The organism is Nocardiopsis protaetiae (assembly GCF_045446735.1).
Taxonomy (GTDB): Bacteria; Actinomycetota; Actinomycetes; order Streptosporangiales; family Streptosporangiaceae; genus Nocardiopsis; species Nocardiopsis protaetiae.
In genome coordinates this window covers 1-14,069 of record NZ_JBJJBV010000034.1, presented here as the reverse complement: position 1 = coordinate 14,069, position 14,069 = coordinate 1, and the positions used below count along the sequence as shown (strand labels likewise).

Below are 14,069 nucleotides of genomic sequence, written 5' to 3'. Positions count from 1 at the left end.
GGGGAACAATGTGCGGGACGGCTCCCCCAGGAAAGGCGCCACGGTGTTCCACCTGCCAGGATTGCCCTCCGACCTGCCCCACCCCGAGGTCCTGTGGGCCCGGGCCGGGGCCTACGCGTCCATCTGCGCCGGGCTCGGACTGACCGAATGCGTCCCCGGACCCGGGGCCGTCCACTTCCAGCTGGTGCTGGGGGCCCGGTTCTGCCTGGCCCGGGTGGCCGGCGGCGGGTTCCTGCTCATCGGCCAGGACCCCGACAGCACCGACGCCCGCGCCTGGACCCGGCCCATCGACCCCTTCCAGGGCGCGCCCGAGGCACTCCCCTGGGACTGGCTGGCCGAGCGGCCCCGCCCCGACTTCGCCTACTGGTGGGACGGGGAGTGGGCGCGCGCCGCCTACCCCGACGACTGGGAGGACGACGGCCTGGCCGCCACCGTGGGCTGGTGCGCCGACCTGGACGACTTCACCGAATGGGTGGCCCGCGCCGCCCTCGACACCACCGACCCGGCGGGCACCGTGTCCGCCCGCAAGACCGTGGCCGACCTGGCCGCCCGGGCCCGGGAGCGCACCCTGGACGCCGACGCGCTCGCCGCGGCCCTGGACCACGCGGGCCGCGACGACGCCGACCTCGCGGCCGGGCTCGCGCTGGCCCGCAGGCTCGGGCTCACCGGCGAACAGGACCCCGAGGAGATGGAGCCGAGCGGGTCCGGGCCCGCCGCCGCGCACCCCGTCATCGGCGGGCACTCCTGGATGCTGCTGCTCGGGGACGCCATGCGCGCCGCCCGCGAGCTCCCCGGCCGCGGCGACGGCGTCACCGCCCTGGCCGCGGGCGCCGCCCCGAACGGGCGTGCCGAGGAGGCCCTGGCCGAGGCCGCCGCGCTGGTCCGCGAGCACCTGCTGGGCGACGCCGACCGGCGGGTCCTGGTCTACCGCGCGCCCCACGCGCACGGCCTCGTCCACGACGACCTCGTCCCCGTCGCCACCGGCCCCGGCCTGCACACCGTCCTGGAGCGCCTGCGGCAGGACGAGGGCGACGACGACGGCCGGTGGCTCTTCGCCCGGCTCACCGTCACCCGCGAGGACGCCACCCTGGAACGCGCCTACGACCACTGGCCGGAGTGGATGCCCGGCCCGGTGGACGAGGAGATCCGCGAACTCGGCTTCGCGCACCCCACCGGCGAGCCCGCCGACGTCGACGAACTCCGCGCCGAGATGGACCGCCGCACCCCCTCCCACCTCCCCTCCTGGGCCGACCTGCTGTCCGACCGCACCGCCGACGACCCGCCCTGGCCCGGCCCGCCCGGCCGCCCCAGCGTTCCGCCGCTGCGGATCACCCTGGACCGCCGGGTCGCCCTGATCGACGAGATCGCCGACCGGATGCGCTGCGCGGCGGGCGGCCTGGAGTGGTCCCGGCTGCGCCTCACCTACCACGCCCTGGCCGGGTACGCGGGCGGCACCCTGACCGCCATCCGCCCCGACGGCGACCGCGCACTGCCGGTGGGCGCGGACCTGCGCGCCGCCCTGGCGGTGCTGCGTTCGGCCACCTACATCGAGGGGCGGGGCGCCTGGTTCACGGTCGACATCGCCGTGGGGCCGATCGCCGGCTGGCGGGTCGCCTACGACCGGGACGGGCGGCCCGCCTTCTCCCTACCGCCGACCGCCTTCGACCACGCCCTCGACCTGCGGTACTTCCCCCGGGACTGGATGAACGTCCCGCCGTGGCTGGACGAGCGGCTGCGCGTCGCCGAGTCCTGATCCGGCCGGGGATCCGGGCTGGTCGGCGCGGGCTCCAGCGGACCGTCGGCGTCCTGGGCTTCCCCGCGCTCACGGTGGCCCTGGCCGCGTTCCCGGGCCCGGGCACCTTCACCGAGCCGCGGGTGCTCCTCGCCGTCGTCCTGCCCGCCGCGGTCCTGGGCGCCTGGCCGCCTGGGCGCTGTGGCGTCTGCCGGAGGTGGCCGCCCGCTCCGGCGTCCTCATCACCGACGACACCGTCGAACTCGTCCGGGAACGCTGCCTGTGGCGGTCCGGGGTGCGCGCCGTCGTGCCCCGAACGTCGATCACCGTCGTGCGCAGGGTCCGCGCCCCGTCCCTGACCGGTCTCGCCAACGGGTGGCCGGTGGAGGACGCCGTCGACCTCGTCGTCACCGCCGACCCCGGCCGGACCCCGTACTGGGTGCGCCGCGGCCGGGGCGGCGAACCCGGGACCGTCCGGCTGCGGGTGCTGGGCGGCCCCGCCGTCCTGCCGCTGACGAGCCGAGTCGGAGGACGCCTCTGACGGCGTTCCGGCCCTAGTGGACGGGGGTGACCGAGGGTGTCGGCCACCTGTCCACCCGAAGGCGTGCGCCGGGTCACATATCTGGACGATCGGTCACGCGACCTGGGGCTTTCTGCGACGTTTTCTCGACTTTGTCCCACGTATAGCGAACAGATGGCAAGAAACCGCACCATATGTCTGTACACGTCACCTTCGACACACCCGACATTCGACATATGGAGGAAGAGGCATGGCCGACGACCGGGACCTGCTCCCCTCCGAGCAGCCGGTGCAGCTGCTCGACGAGTCGGGGAAGCAGGTCGAGAACCCGACCCTGCCCTTCCCCGACAACGGGCGCCTCCTCGACGCCTACACCGCCCTGGTGGTCGGCCGCCGCGTCAACGACCAGGCCGGTGCCCTGGTCCGCCAGGGCCGCCTGGCCGTCTACCCCTCCTCGCACGGCCAGGAGGCCTGCCAGGTCGGCGCCTCCCTCGTCCTGGGCGAGAACGACTGGCTCTTCCCCACCTACCGGGACACCGTCGCCGTCGTCACCCGCGGCGTCGACCCCGTCCAGGTGCTCACCCTCCTCAAGGGCGACTGGCACGCCGGGTACGACCCCTACGAGCACAAGGTCGCCCCGCAGGCCACCCCGCTCGCCACCCAGCTGCTGCACGCCGTCGGCGTCGCCCACGCCGCCCGCCTGCGCGGTGAGGACACCGTCGTCATGGCCCTGTGCGGCGACGGCGCCACCAGCGAGGGCGACTTCCACGAGGCGCTGAACTTCGCCGCCGTCCTCAAGGCCCCCGTCGTGTTCTTCATCCAGAACAACGAGTACGCCATCTCCGTCCCCCTCGCCCGGCAGACCGCCGCTCCCTCCCTCGCCCACAAGGGCATCGGCTACGGCGTCAACGGCGAGCGCGTCGACGGCAACGACACCGCCGCCGTGCTGGCCGTCCTGGGCGGCGCCGTCGAGGCCGCCCGCGCCGGTGGGGGCCCGCAGCTGGTCGAGGCGCACACCTACCGCATGCAGGCGCACACCAACGCCGACGACGACACCCGCTACCGCGACAGCGACGAGGTCGACCCGTGGGTCGCCCGCGACCCCCTGGTCCGGCTGGAGGCGCTGCTCAAGCGCAAGCGCGTGCTCACCAGGGCGCGCCAGGAGGCGATCACCGAGCAGGCCGAGGCCGTCGCCGCCGCCATGCGCGAGGGCATCTCCCGCGACACCGACCCCCACCCCTCCGAACTGTTCGCCCACGTCTACGCCGAGCCGACCCCGCAGTTGAAGGAGCAGGCCGCCGTCCTGGCCGACGAACTGAGCAGAGAGAGCGACTGACCGATGGCCACCGACCCCACCAAGCTCAGCATGGCCCAGGCGCTCAACCGGGCGCTGCGCGACGCCATGGCCGAGGACGAGACCGTGTACGTCTTCGGCGAGGACGTCGGCCCCCTCGGCGGCGTCTTCCGCATCACCGACGGCCTCACCGCCGAGTTCGGCGAGGACCGCTGCTTCGACACCCCGCTCGCCGAGTCCGGCATCGCCGGCCTGGCCGTGGGCATGGCGATGAACGGGATGCGCCCCGTCATCGAGATGCAGTTCGACGCGTTCGCCTACCCGGCGTTCGAGCAGATCGTCAGCCACATCGCCAAGCTCCGCAACCGCACCCGCGGCCGCGTCTCCCTGCCCATCGTCATCCGGGTGCCTTACGCGGGCGGCATCGGCGGCGTCGAGCACCACTGCGACTCCTCCGAGGCGTACTACGCCCACACCCCCGGCCTGAAGGTCGTCACCCCGGCCACCCCGGCCGACGCCTACCACCTGCTGCGCGAGGCCATCGCCTCCGACGACCCCGTCGTGTTCATGGAGCCCAAGAAGCTCTACTGGGCCAAGGAGGAGTTCGACCCCGCAGCCGGGCGCCCCGGCATCGGCACCGCCGTGGTGTGCCGCCCCGGCACCGACGCCACCCTCATCGCCTACGGGCCGTCCGTGCCCGTCGCTCTGGAGGCCGCCGAGGCCGCCGCCCAGGAGGGCCGCAGCCTCCAGGTGGTGGACCTGCGCTCGATCGTCCCCTTCGACGACGAGACCGTGTGCGCCGCGGTGCGCTCCACCGGCCGGGCCGTCGTGGTCGCCGAGGCCAGCGGGTTCGCCAGCGTCGCCTCGGAGATCGTCGCCCGGGTCACCGAACGCTGCTTCCACTCCCTGGCCGCCCCGGTCCGCCGGGTCACCGGCTTCGACATCCCGTTCCCGCCGCCCAAGCTGGAGCGCCACCAGCTGCCGAGCGTCGACCGCATCCTCGACGCGGTGGACGACCTTCAGTGGGAGGACGACCAGTGACGGTCCACGTTTTCGAACTGCCCGACCTGGGCGAGGGCCTCACCGAGGCCGAGGTGGTCAAGTGGCTGGTGTCGGTGGGCGACACCGTCGCCGTCGACCAGCCGATCGCCGAGGTGGAGACCGCGAAGTCGATCGTGGAGGTGCCCACCCCGTACGGCGGTGTGGTGCACGAGCTGCACGGCGCCGAGGGCGAGGTGCTGGCGGTGGGGGGCCCGCTGATCAGCGTCGCCGACGAGTCCGCCGAGCCGGTCGCGCCCGCTGATTCTGAGCCTGCCGCCCCGGTCTCGGCGGACGGCGAGCGGTACCGCGAGGAGGAGCGCGCGGGGACCGGCTCGGGGAACGTGCTCATCGGCTACGGCACCCCGGAGTCGGGGGCCACGGGCCGCCGTCGCCGTCCGCGCAGGGCCGCGGCGCCCGACGCCGTTGTGTCCCCGGCCCCGGCGGTGCGCCGGGTCCCGCTGGTGACCTCGCCGCTGGTGCGCCGGCTCGCCCGCGAGGCCGGGCTGCGCGTCGCCGACATCGCTGGCAGCGGCCAGGACGGGCTCATCACCCGCCGCGACGTGCTCGCCGCGATCGAGGCCGCCCAGACCCCGGCCGCCGCACCCGCGGACGCCGTTCCGGCCCCGGTCCCGGCGGGGGCCGTGGACCCGCGCACCGGGCTGGCCGAGTCCAGCCGCGTGCCCATGAGCGGGTTCCGCAAGAGCGTCGCCGCCGCCCTCTCGCGCAGCCGCGGCGAGATCCCCGAGGCCACCGTCTGGGTGGACGTCGACGCCACCGAGCTGGTCCGCCTGCGCACCGCCCACCCGGACGGCCCGGGGCTGCTGTCCTACGTCGCCCGCTTCACCGTCGCCGGACTGCGCGCCTACCCCGAGCTCAACGGGCTGGTGGACACCGAGCGCGGCGAGCTGGTCCAGTACGACGGCATCAACCTCGGCCTGGCCGTGCAGACCGACCGCGGCCTGGTCGCCCCGGCCGTGCTCGGCGCGCACAGGATGACCACGTCCGAGCTGGACGCCGAGGTCAGGCGGCTCACCGCCGCCGCCCGCGCGGGCAAGGCCACCCCGGCCGAGATGACCGGCGGCACCTTCACCCTCAACAACTACGGTTCGCTGCGGGTCGACGGAAGCGCCGCCATCATCAACCACCCGCAGGTGGCCATCCTCGGCATCGGCCGGATCATCGACCGCCCGTGGGTGGTGAACGGCGAGCTGACCGTCCGCAAGGTCACCCAGCTGTCGTTCGCGTTCGACCACCGGGTGTGCGACGGCGGCGCGGCGGCCGGCTTCATGCGGGTCGTCGCCGACGCCATCGAGGACCCCGCCGCGGCCATCGCCCGCCTGTAGGCGGGGGTCCCACAGCAGCGGCCCGGAGGGAGTCGGCACCCTCCGGGGCGCTCTCCCGTGTCCGGGCTCAGGAGACGGCCGCCGGGTCGTAGGCGAGGACGTCGTCCAGGTACTCGGCCACGGCCCGCCGGTTCTGCTCCAGGCAGCGGATGCGCCGCTCCATGCGGTCGAGCTCGCCGCGCAGGGTCGCGATCATCTCGGGGGTGGCGTCGGGGAAGTGGATCGAGCGGGGCTTGTCCAGGCACGGCAGGATCTGCTTGATGATGCGGGTGGGCAGCCCGGCGTCGAGCAGCCCGCGGATCTGGACCACCCGGTCCACGGTGGGCTCGTCGTAGTCCCGGTAGCCGTTCTCCAGGCGGTGGGAGACGATGAGGCCCTGCTCCTCGTAGTAGCGCAGCAGTCGGCGCGGGACCTCCGTGCGCTCCGACAGCTCCCCGATCCTCATGTGCGCCACCTCTTATGTGTCCCCATGTCGACATTCACACGTGTGTGAAGGCTAGAGCATGAAAGCCCCCACCCGGAGCCCTCACCACAACCTGGGGCATCGCGCCACCCCGACCCCAGGGGGTTTCCCACCTTGCCCGGGGCCCTGGCCCCAGCCCGCCCTCTCCCGGAGCCCCCGCCCCAGCCGGAGGGCGTCACGCTTTCCTTCGCCCCAGGGGTTTCCCACCTGACCTGGGGCCTCAGCCCCAGCCCGGTCACATCCCTGGCCGTCCCCGCCGCAGAGGGTGACGGCGGCAGGAGGCTTCCCGCCCTGACCTCAGAGGGCTGCCCACCCAACCTGGCTCCTCAGCCCAGCCCGGTCACGCCATTGGGGTCCTTGCCGCAGGGGGTTTCCACCTTCCCCGGGGCCTCAACCCCAGCCCGGCCACATCCCTGGCCTCCCCCGCCGCAGGGGGTGACGGCGGCAGGAGGCCTCTGGCCCGACCTCAGGGGGCTGCCCACCTGACCTGGGGCCTTAGCCCCAGCCCATCCCCTTCCCAGAGAGCCCTTAGCCACATCCGTGGCCACCCCCGCCGCAGGGGGCGACGGCCGCACGAGGCCTCCGGCCCCGACCCCAGAGGGTTTCCCACCTGCCCGGGGCCTCAGCCACAGCCCGGTCACCTTCCCGGGGCCTTAGCCACAGCCGGAGAGCGTCGCGCTTCCCCCGCCGCAGGGGGTGACGGCCGCGGGAGGCCTCCCGCCCCGGCTCCAGGGGGTGTGGGTAGAGCGGGGCTGGACCCCGACCCCAGGGGGTGAGACAGCAAGAGCAGGTTTCCAAAACAGCAACCATCTGCGGAGGGCGGTGTGCGGAGACCGCTCTCGGTCGCGTTGGTCTCCACGGGTCACCCCCTGGGAACGTACAGACCCGGGCTGGGCGCGGAGCCGTCCCCACGGTACGACGCCCGGCAGACCAAAAAGACGTACGCGTTCAACTCACGTCCCCGGTGGTGGGGGTGTTTCCAGGGGACGGGTCGGGGCACAGCGCACACCCCCGACCACACAGGTCCACGGAAAGACGCTCCGACTGGAAACAGGCTGTTGCACAGACCTCGCTTGAAAGCCCAACCACAGACGGGGTAACCCCCGCCCTCAGTGCCCTCCCCGGACACAGGGGGTGTCGGGAGGAAGAACCTCGGCCTGCGCTCCAGAGAGTGAAACCCCGGCTCCGATCGCCCTCCCTGGCCACAGTGGGTGACCCGCACCCACACTGCCGGTGGTACCGGCAGCGGTCCCACCTTCCGAAACCCCCTGTCCCCGGGCCCAAGGACAAGCGCGGCCGTCACCCCCTGCGGCGAGGCCGCGGTTCGCCTTCCGGTCTGGGGCTGATGCCGCAGGCACCCGCGGCCGTCACCCCCTGGAGTGCAGGTCGTGGTTCTTCCTCCCGACACCCCCTGCGGCGGGGAGGGCGATCGGGGCCGGGGTTACTACACCAGGTGGTCGGGCTTTCAAGCGAGGTCTGTGCAACCGCGGGTTTGCAGGCGGAGCGTCTTTCCGTGGTGAGGGGCCCTGCTGTTTCCGGACAGGATTTCAACCGCCTATTTCACGCGGCCAGTCGCAAATCCTGATGCGCCGCGTAGATCTCCGCAGGCGTGTTGTACCCCAGCGCGGAGTGAAGACGCCTGTGATTATACCAGTGCTCGATGTACCGAGTGATGTCACGCCGGGCGCTTTCCCGAGTGGGATACACCATCCTGTTCGCCCGCTCGTTCTTCAGCGCGCCGAAGAACGACTCGGCCATCGCGTTGTCATAGCAGACACCGGTCCGGCCGACCGATCGTTGGAGACCCTGCTTCTTCAGGAAATCACCGAATTCCTTCGGCGTGTAGTTGCTGCCCCGGTCCGAGTGGAACACCGCACCCTTGGACACCTTCCCGTTCCTCTGCGCGTTCTTCAGCGCCTGAATGACGAGCGGGGTGCGATAGTGGTCGCCCATGGCATATCCGATGACCTCCTTGGTGCAGCAGTCGATCACCGTCGCCAGATACAGCCACCCTTCCCAGGTGGGGATATAGGTGATGTCGCCGACGAGTTTCACCCCCGGGCGAGGGGCGGTGAAGTCACGCCGGACCAGATCCGGGATCCCGGCGGATTCGTCGCCCTGGGTCAGACACACCCGCTTGGGGCGCGGCTGGCACGGCTCCAGGCCCATGCTGCGCATGAGCAGCCGCACCAGCTCCGGGCCGGCCTGGACGCCCCAGCGCTGGAGTTGGGCGTGGATCCGCCGGTAACCGTAGGTCTCCTCCGAGTCGTCGAACGCTTTCCGGATGAGCAGTGTGAGGTATTCGCGGCGCTCGGCCGTCGCCGACTCCGGCCGGCTCCTCCACTCGTAGAAGCCGGAACGGGAAACGTCCAGCCGGGAGCACATGAAGGTGACGGGGAAGGCGTACTTCGCGGTGTCATCGGCCCGGGTGGTCTCGATGAACTCGTAGATGTCCGTCACGGACGATTCTTTGCGAAGTACGCGGCTGCTTTTTTCAGGAACTCGATCTCCATGGCCTGTTCACGGTTGATGCGTTCGAGTTCTTTGAGGCGGGCGCGTTCGTTCAGGTTCAGGTCGGGGTTCGCGTTCTCGTGTTCTTGCCGGTGTTTTTTGACCCACTCGCGCAGGGTCTCGGTGTTCACGCCGAGCTCTCGGGCGACCTGGGAGATCGGTCGCTGTGTTTCCTGCACGAGTTTTACGGCTTCGGCGCGGAACTCTGGCGAGTATTTACTCGGCCTGCCCATGTGCCCTCCTGGTTTCCTTAAGGAATGATTGTATTGGATCCCTGTCCGGAAACCTCGGGGCACCTCAGTGGACCTGTGTGGCCGGGGATGTGCGCTGTGCCCCGACCCGTCCCCTGGAAAAGCAACACCCCCACCACCGGGGACGTGAGCCCAACGCGTACGCCTCTGTGGTCTGCCGGGCGTCGTACCGTGGGGACGGCTCCGCGCCCAGCCCGGGTCTGTACGTTCCCAAACGGTGACCCGTGGAGACCAACGCGACCGAGAGCGGACCTTCAGACCGCCCTCCGCAGATGGCGGGGGTTTTGGAAACCTGCTCTTGCTGTCTCACCCCCTGGGGCCCGGGCCCCGTCCCGCTCTACCGAAACCCCCCGGGGCCGGGGCGGGAGGCCTCCTGCTGCCGTCACCCCCTGCGGCGGGGGAGGCACAACGCACTCCGGCTATGGCTAAGGCCCCGGGCAGGTTACCGGGCTGTGGCTGAGACCCCAGGCCAGGGGGGAAACCCCCAGGGGCCAGGGCCGGAGGCCTCCTACTACCGTCACCTCCTGCGGCGGGGGTGGCCACGGATGTGACCGGGCTGGGGCCAAGGCCCCCGGAGAAGGTGGGAACCCCCTGGGGCGGGGGTGGCCAGGAAGGTGGTCGGGCTGGGGCTGAGGCCCCAGGTCAGGTGGGCAACCCCCTGGGTTCGGGCCGGGAGGCCTCCTGCGGCCGTCATCCCCTGGGGCGGGGGCGGCCAGGCAGGTGACCGGGCTGGGGCCGGAGGCCTCGGGAAAGGTGGGAACCCCCTGTGGCGGGGGAAGCGCGACGCCCTCCGGTTGTGGTGAGGGCTCCAGGCCCGGGGACGGGCGGGGCCAGGGCCCCGGGTAGGTGGAAATCCCCTGGGGCAGAGCATCCCGGTGGCGTGGTCCGAACACGGCGGTGCCCCCGGCCGACCGGCCGGGGGCACCGCTTTGTCGACAAATCGACGTGGCGCCGTGGCGCTATTCCTGGCCCTCGCCCTTGGCGACCAGGGTCAGCACGTCGTAGGTGGCGACGGCCTCGCCGTCCTGGTCGGTCACCACGGCGTCCCAGCGGACCTCGCCGTACTCGGCGTTCGTCCGCGGGGTGATCTGCTTGGCGGTCAGCGTCACCTTGATGACCGCGTCCTCCTTGACCGGGGTGAGGAACCGCAGGTCGTCCACGCCGAAGTTGGCCAGCACCGGGCCCGGCGCCGGGTCCACGAACAGGCCCGCGGCCAGCGACACCACCAGGTAGCCGTGCGCCACGATCCCGCCGAACAGCGGGTTGGCGGCCGCGGCCTCCTCGTCGGTGTGGGCGTAGAACGTGTCACCGGTGAACTCGGCGAAGTGGTCGATGTCGGCGCGGGTCACCGTGCGCTCCGCCGACTCGATGGTGTCGCCGATCCGCAGCTCGGCGAGGTTCTTGCGGAAGGGGTGGACGTCCTCCACGTTCCGCTTCGACCCCGTGGTCCAGTGCCCGGTGATCGCGGTGAGCATGTCCGGCGAGGCCTGGATCGCGGTGCGCTGCATGTGGTGCTTGACGCCGCGCACGCCGCCCAGCTCCTCGCCGCCGCCCGCCCGGCCCGGGCCGCCGTGCACCAGCACCGGCAGCGGGGAGCCGTGGCCGGTCGACTCCTTGGCGTCGTCCCGGTCCAGCACCAGGATGCGGCCGTGCCAGGGCGCGACGCCCAGCACGACCTCGCGGGCCACGTCGGCGTCGTGGGTGACCAGCGAGCCCACCAGGGAGCCCTGGCCCAGGGCGGCCAGCTCGACGGCCTCGGCCACCGAGCCGTAGGTGATGACGGTGCTGACCGGGCCGAACGCCTCGACCTCGTGCGGCTCCCGGGCACCCGGCTCGGCGCGCAGCAGGATCGGGGAGATGAACGCGCCGGACTCGGCGTCCGCGCCCACCACCTCGACCTCATCGGGGTCGCCGAACACCAGCTCACAGGAGGTGCGCAGCGCCTTGACCGCCTTGCGGACCTCGTCGCGCTGGGCCAGCGACACCAGGGCGCCCATGCGGGTGTCCGGGTGGTCGGCGGCGCCCACCACGACCTTGGCCAGGCGGGCCTTGAGCGCCTCGACGACGGTGTCGGCCATGGCCTCGGGCACGATGACGCGGCGGATGGCGGTGCACTTCTGTCCCGCCTTGACGGTCATCTCGCTGACGACCTGCTTGATGTACAGGTCGAACTCGGGGTCCTCGGCGGTGACGTCCGGGCCCAGGATGGAGCAGTTGAGGGAGTCGGCCTCGACGTTGAGCTGCGTCCCGCCGCTCACCACGTTCGGGTGGTTGCGCAGGATGGCGCCGGTGGCGGCCGAGCCGGTGAAGCCGACGATGTCCTGCGGGCCCAGGTCGTCGAGCAGCCCGCGGTGCCCGGCGATGAGCAACTGGAGGGAGCCCTCGGGCAGGATGCCCGACTCGATGGCCCGGCGGACCACGGCCTCGGTGAGGTAGGCGGTCTGGGCGGCCGGCTTGACGATGCTGGGCAGCCCGGCCAGGAACGCGGGGGCGAGCTTTTCGAGCATGCCCCACACGGGGAAGTTGAACGCGTTGATCTGCACGGTGACACCGGGCCGGGAGGTGTAGACGTGCTGCCCCACGAAGGTGCCCTCGCGGCTGAGCCGCTCCAGGGGGCCGTCGAGGATGACCGTGGAGTTGGGCAGCTCGCGGCGGCCCTTGCTGGAGAAGCTGAAGAGGGTGCCGAAGCCGCCGTCGATGTCCACCATGCTGTCGCGCTTGGTGGCGCCGGTCCGGTAGGAGAGCGCGTAGAACTCGTCCTTGTACTGCATCAGGTGCTGGGCGAGGGACTTGAGCAGGTTCGCGCGCTGGTGGAAGGTGAGGGCGCGCAGCGCCGGGCCGCCCACGGTGCGGGCGTAGTCGACCATGGCGGCGATGTCGGGGCCGTTCTTCGACATGCGGGCGACGGTCTCGCCGGTGTTCGCGTCGGCGAGGGGTTCGCCCCCGTCGGCGGGGGTGAACCACGACCCCAGCGCGTAGCTCTCCAGTACTTCGGACACCTGACGGTCCTCTCCTCGGGCTGAGTGTCTTCCGGCACAGTATTACAGACCGATCGTTCAGTAAATAGTCCCCGGGTGGCCGCGTCCGCCGCCACCTGCGTTTTCCCACCATGTGGACGTGTGGAGAGGTCGTCTTGTCGACAAGTTCCCGAGACGATGTAACGAGCGGGGCCCTGGAGACAGAAAGAGGGTGACGGCGAGCGGAAGGGGAGCGATGAACGGTGCGGACGACACCGGGGGCGCCGCCATGGGCGAGCTCTTCACCGGGTTCTTCACCCGGCACTACGACGACGTGCGGCGCTACGCGCTGCGGCGGCTGGGCCCCGAGGCGGCCGACGACATCGCCGCGGAGACCTTCGCCATCGCCTGGCGGCGGTTCGACCGGCTGCCCCGGGACGAACCCCTGCCGTGGCTGTACGGGGTGGCGCGCAACGTGGTCCGGGTCCGGCGGCGGGAGCTGCGGCGACAAGGAGAGATGTCGACCGCGCTCGCCTGGGACGGCGCCGGCGAACCGGACCCGACGGGCTCGGTGGCCGAACGCGACAGCGCGCTCCGGGCCCTGGAACGGCTCAGCGAGACCGACCGCGAGCTGATCATGCTCCTGGCCTGGGAGGGGCTCGAACCGCGGGAGGCGGCCCGGGTGCTCGGCTGCACCTCCGCCACCGTGCGGGTGCGGCTGCACCGGGCCCGCAGACGGATCGAGCGACTCCTGGAATCCCCGCCGCCACCGGCCCCTGCGGCGTTCCGCGACCTCTCCCCCGCCACCCCGAAGGAGCAGGCATGAAGGACACCGGACTCCGCGACGACGTCGCCGCCGTGCGGCGCGCGTTCGCCGGACACGACCCCGCCGCACCCTTTCCGGACGACCCGACCGCGCGCGAACTGTCCCGGATCGAGGTCATCGCCTCCGGGTACCGCCCGCTGCGGACCTCCCGCCTCCTGCCCCGGCGCCCCCTGCTGCGGCCGTCCCTGGTCGGTGCGGCGGCGGTGCTGACGGCGGCCGCCGTGCTCTCCCCCCTGCTGTTCCGCGGCGCCCCGGCCCACGCGGGCCCGCCGCCCGCCCCGCTGGAGGTGACCGTCGCCGAGCGGACCGAGAGCCGGGACCGCCTGATCGACCTGGCCGAGGCCGCCGAGGCGGCGCGGCCGCCCGCCCGAGGCGGCGACGTGGCCTACGTCAGGACCTACAAGTGGGCGCTCACGTTCTCCGGGGACTCAGACGGGAAGGAGGGGTGGGGGGTCCAGCCCGAGGAGACCCGGCTGTGGCGGTCCCCGGACGACTCGGGACTCCAGATCATCGACCCCGGCGAACCCGAGTACCTGGGCGGCGACCCGGGGCCCGTCCTCGGCTTCCCCACCGATGCCTCGCGGTACTCGTGGGACCCCCTGGACAAGCCCGGCACCCTGACCTTCGCCTGGAAGCCGGAGGAGCTGTCCACCGACCCCGGGGCCCTGGAACGGCAGCTGTACGAGGCGACGGACCACACGCGCGAGGACGCCCCCGCCATCTCGCTCTTCCGCGCACTGGAGGAGCTGTACGTGCAGTACCCCGTCGAACAGCGGGTCCAGGCGGCGGTGCTCCGCGTGCTCGCGGAACACGAGGAGGTGTTCTACGCCGGGACCACCCGGGACCGGTACGGGCGCGAGGGCGAGCTCTTCCTGGTGGAGGACGACCAGGTCAGCTCGCACGCGACGCTGGAACGCCGGATCATGTTCGACGCCGGGACCGGCATGCCGCTCTACTACGAGATCGTCGAGACGGCGTCCCCGTTCGACCCCCCCGAAGGCGTGGAGCTGCCGATGGTGAACCGCTACGTCGTGGTGGTGGAGTCGGGCTGGGTCGCGGAGGTCGAGGACCGGCCCTGACCCGGGGGGCCGACGGCCCGTCCGGCCCGTCCACAGCCTGTGGACGGGCCGG

Annotated in this window: 10 protein-coding genes; 7 read left to right on the top strand and 3 right to left on the bottom strand. The window is 72.3% G+C overall.

The window, feature by feature from the left end; all coding sequences use genetic code 11:
- Positions 1 to 43 precede the first annotated feature (43 nt).
- The 5 genes from ACJOT3_RS08180 (at position 44) to ACJOT3_RS08160 (ending at position 5,930) form a co-directional block, all read left to right on the top strand.
- Positions 44 to 1,753 carry a hypothetical protein gene (locus ACJOT3_RS08180; RefSeq protein ID WP_406970480.1) on the top strand — a complete coding sequence of 570 codons (1,710 nt, stop codon included), beginning with the start codon at positions 44 to 46 and terminating at the stop codon, positions 1,751 to 1,753.
- A 196-nt stretch (positions 1,754 to 1,949) separates the two neighbouring features.
- The gene (locus tag ACJOT3_RS08175; RefSeq protein WP_406970478.1) at positions 1,950 to 2,273 is read left to right on the top strand and encodes a hypothetical protein; all 324 of its coding nucleotides are present in this window, start codon (positions 1,950 to 1,952) and stop codon (positions 2,271 to 2,273) included.
- A gap of 229 nt (positions 2,274 to 2,502) precedes the next feature.
- A complete protein-coding gene (gene pdhA / locus ACJOT3_RS08170; RefSeq protein WP_406970476.1) occupies positions 2,503 to 3,588 on the top strand; it encodes a pyruvate dehydrogenase (acetyl-transferring) E1 component subunit alpha in 1,086 nt (361 codons plus the stop codon).
- Between the two features lie 3 nt (positions 3,589 to 3,591).
- Entirely contained in the window at positions 3,592 to 4,587 is a 996-nt protein-coding gene (locus ACJOT3_RS08165) for an alpha-ketoacid dehydrogenase subunit beta (RefSeq protein WP_406970474.1), read from the top strand.
- On the top strand, positions 4,584 to 5,930 hold the full coding sequence (locus ACJOT3_RS08160; RefSeq protein WP_406970472.1) for a dihydrolipoamide acetyltransferase family protein: 1,347 nt from the start codon (positions 4,584 to 4,586) through the stop codon (positions 5,928 to 5,930). The genes ACJOT3_RS08165 and ACJOT3_RS08160 overlap by 4 nt, the downstream gene beginning before the upstream one ends.
- Positions 5,931 to 5,997: 67 nt before the next feature.
- On the opposite strand, the gene ACJOT3_RS08155 is transcribed toward ACJOT3_RS08160, so the two are convergent.
- The 3 genes from ACJOT3_RS08155 to paaZ all read right to left on the bottom strand — a co-directional run bounded on the left by ACJOT3_RS08155 (position 5,998) and on the right by paaZ (position 12,154).
- The gene (locus ACJOT3_RS08155; RefSeq protein ID WP_406970470.1) at positions 5,998 to 6,375 is read right to left on the bottom strand and encodes a MerR family transcriptional regulator; all 378 of its coding nucleotides are present in this window, start codon (positions 6,373 to 6,375) and stop codon (positions 5,998 to 6,000) included.
- 1,578 nt (positions 6,376 to 7,953) lie between these two features.
- A protein-coding gene (locus ACJOT3_RS08150) for an IS3 family transposase (protein WP_406970468.1) occupies positions 7,954 to 9,137 on the bottom strand; the annotation gives its coding sequence in 2 pieces (ribosomal slippage) (positions 7,954 to 8,879 and positions 8,879 to 9,137; 1,185 coding nt in all).
- 977 nt (positions 9,138 to 10,114) lie between these two features.
- Entirely contained in the window at positions 10,115 to 12,154 is a 2,040-nt protein-coding gene (gene paaZ / locus ACJOT3_RS08145) for a phenylacetic acid degradation bifunctional protein PaaZ (RefSeq protein WP_406970466.1), read from the bottom strand.
- A gap of 214 nt (positions 12,155 to 12,368) precedes the next feature.
- Between paaZ and ACJOT3_RS08140 the strand changes: the two genes are divergently transcribed.
- Both ACJOT3_RS08140 and ACJOT3_RS08135 read left to right on the top strand, forming a co-directional pair.
- Positions 12,369 to 12,938 carry an RNA polymerase sigma factor gene (locus ACJOT3_RS08140; RefSeq protein ID WP_406970464.1) on the top strand — a complete coding sequence of 190 codons (570 nt, stop codon included), beginning with the start codon at positions 12,369 to 12,371 and terminating at the stop codon, positions 12,936 to 12,938.
- Positions 12,935 to 14,017 (top strand): CU044_5270 family protein, encoded by a 1,083-nt coding sequence (locus ACJOT3_RS08135; protein ID WP_406970462.1) that lies wholly within the window; start codon positions 12,935 to 12,937, stop codon positions 14,015 to 14,017. Before ACJOT3_RS08140 ends, ACJOT3_RS08135 begins: the two co-directional genes overlap by 4 nt.
- The last annotated feature ends 52 nt before the right edge of the window (positions 14,018 to 14,069 follow it).

What these genes read in the sequence shown, in the direction of transcription:
- pdhA (WP_406970476.1), top strand. Translation starts at nt 2,503, where the DNA reads ATGGCCGACGACCGGGACCTGCTCCCCTCCGAGCAGCCGGTGCAGCTG.
- ACJOT3_RS08165 (WP_406970474.1), top strand. Translation starts at nt 3,592, where the DNA reads ATGGCCACCGACCCCACCAAGCTCAGCATGGCCCAGGCGCTCAACCGG.
- ACJOT3_RS08155 (WP_406970470.1), bottom strand. Translation starts at nt 6,375, where the DNA reads ATGAGGATCGGGGAGCTGTCGGAGCGCACGGAGGTCCCGCGCCGACTG.
- ACJOT3_RS08140 (WP_406970464.1), top strand. Translation starts at nt 12,369, where the DNA reads ATGAACGGTGCGGACGACACCGGGGGCGCCGCCATGGGCGAGCTCTTC.
- ACJOT3_RS08135 (WP_406970462.1), top strand. Translation starts at nt 12,935, where the DNA reads ATGAAGGACACCGGACTCCGCGACGACGTCGCCGCCGTGCGGCGCGCG.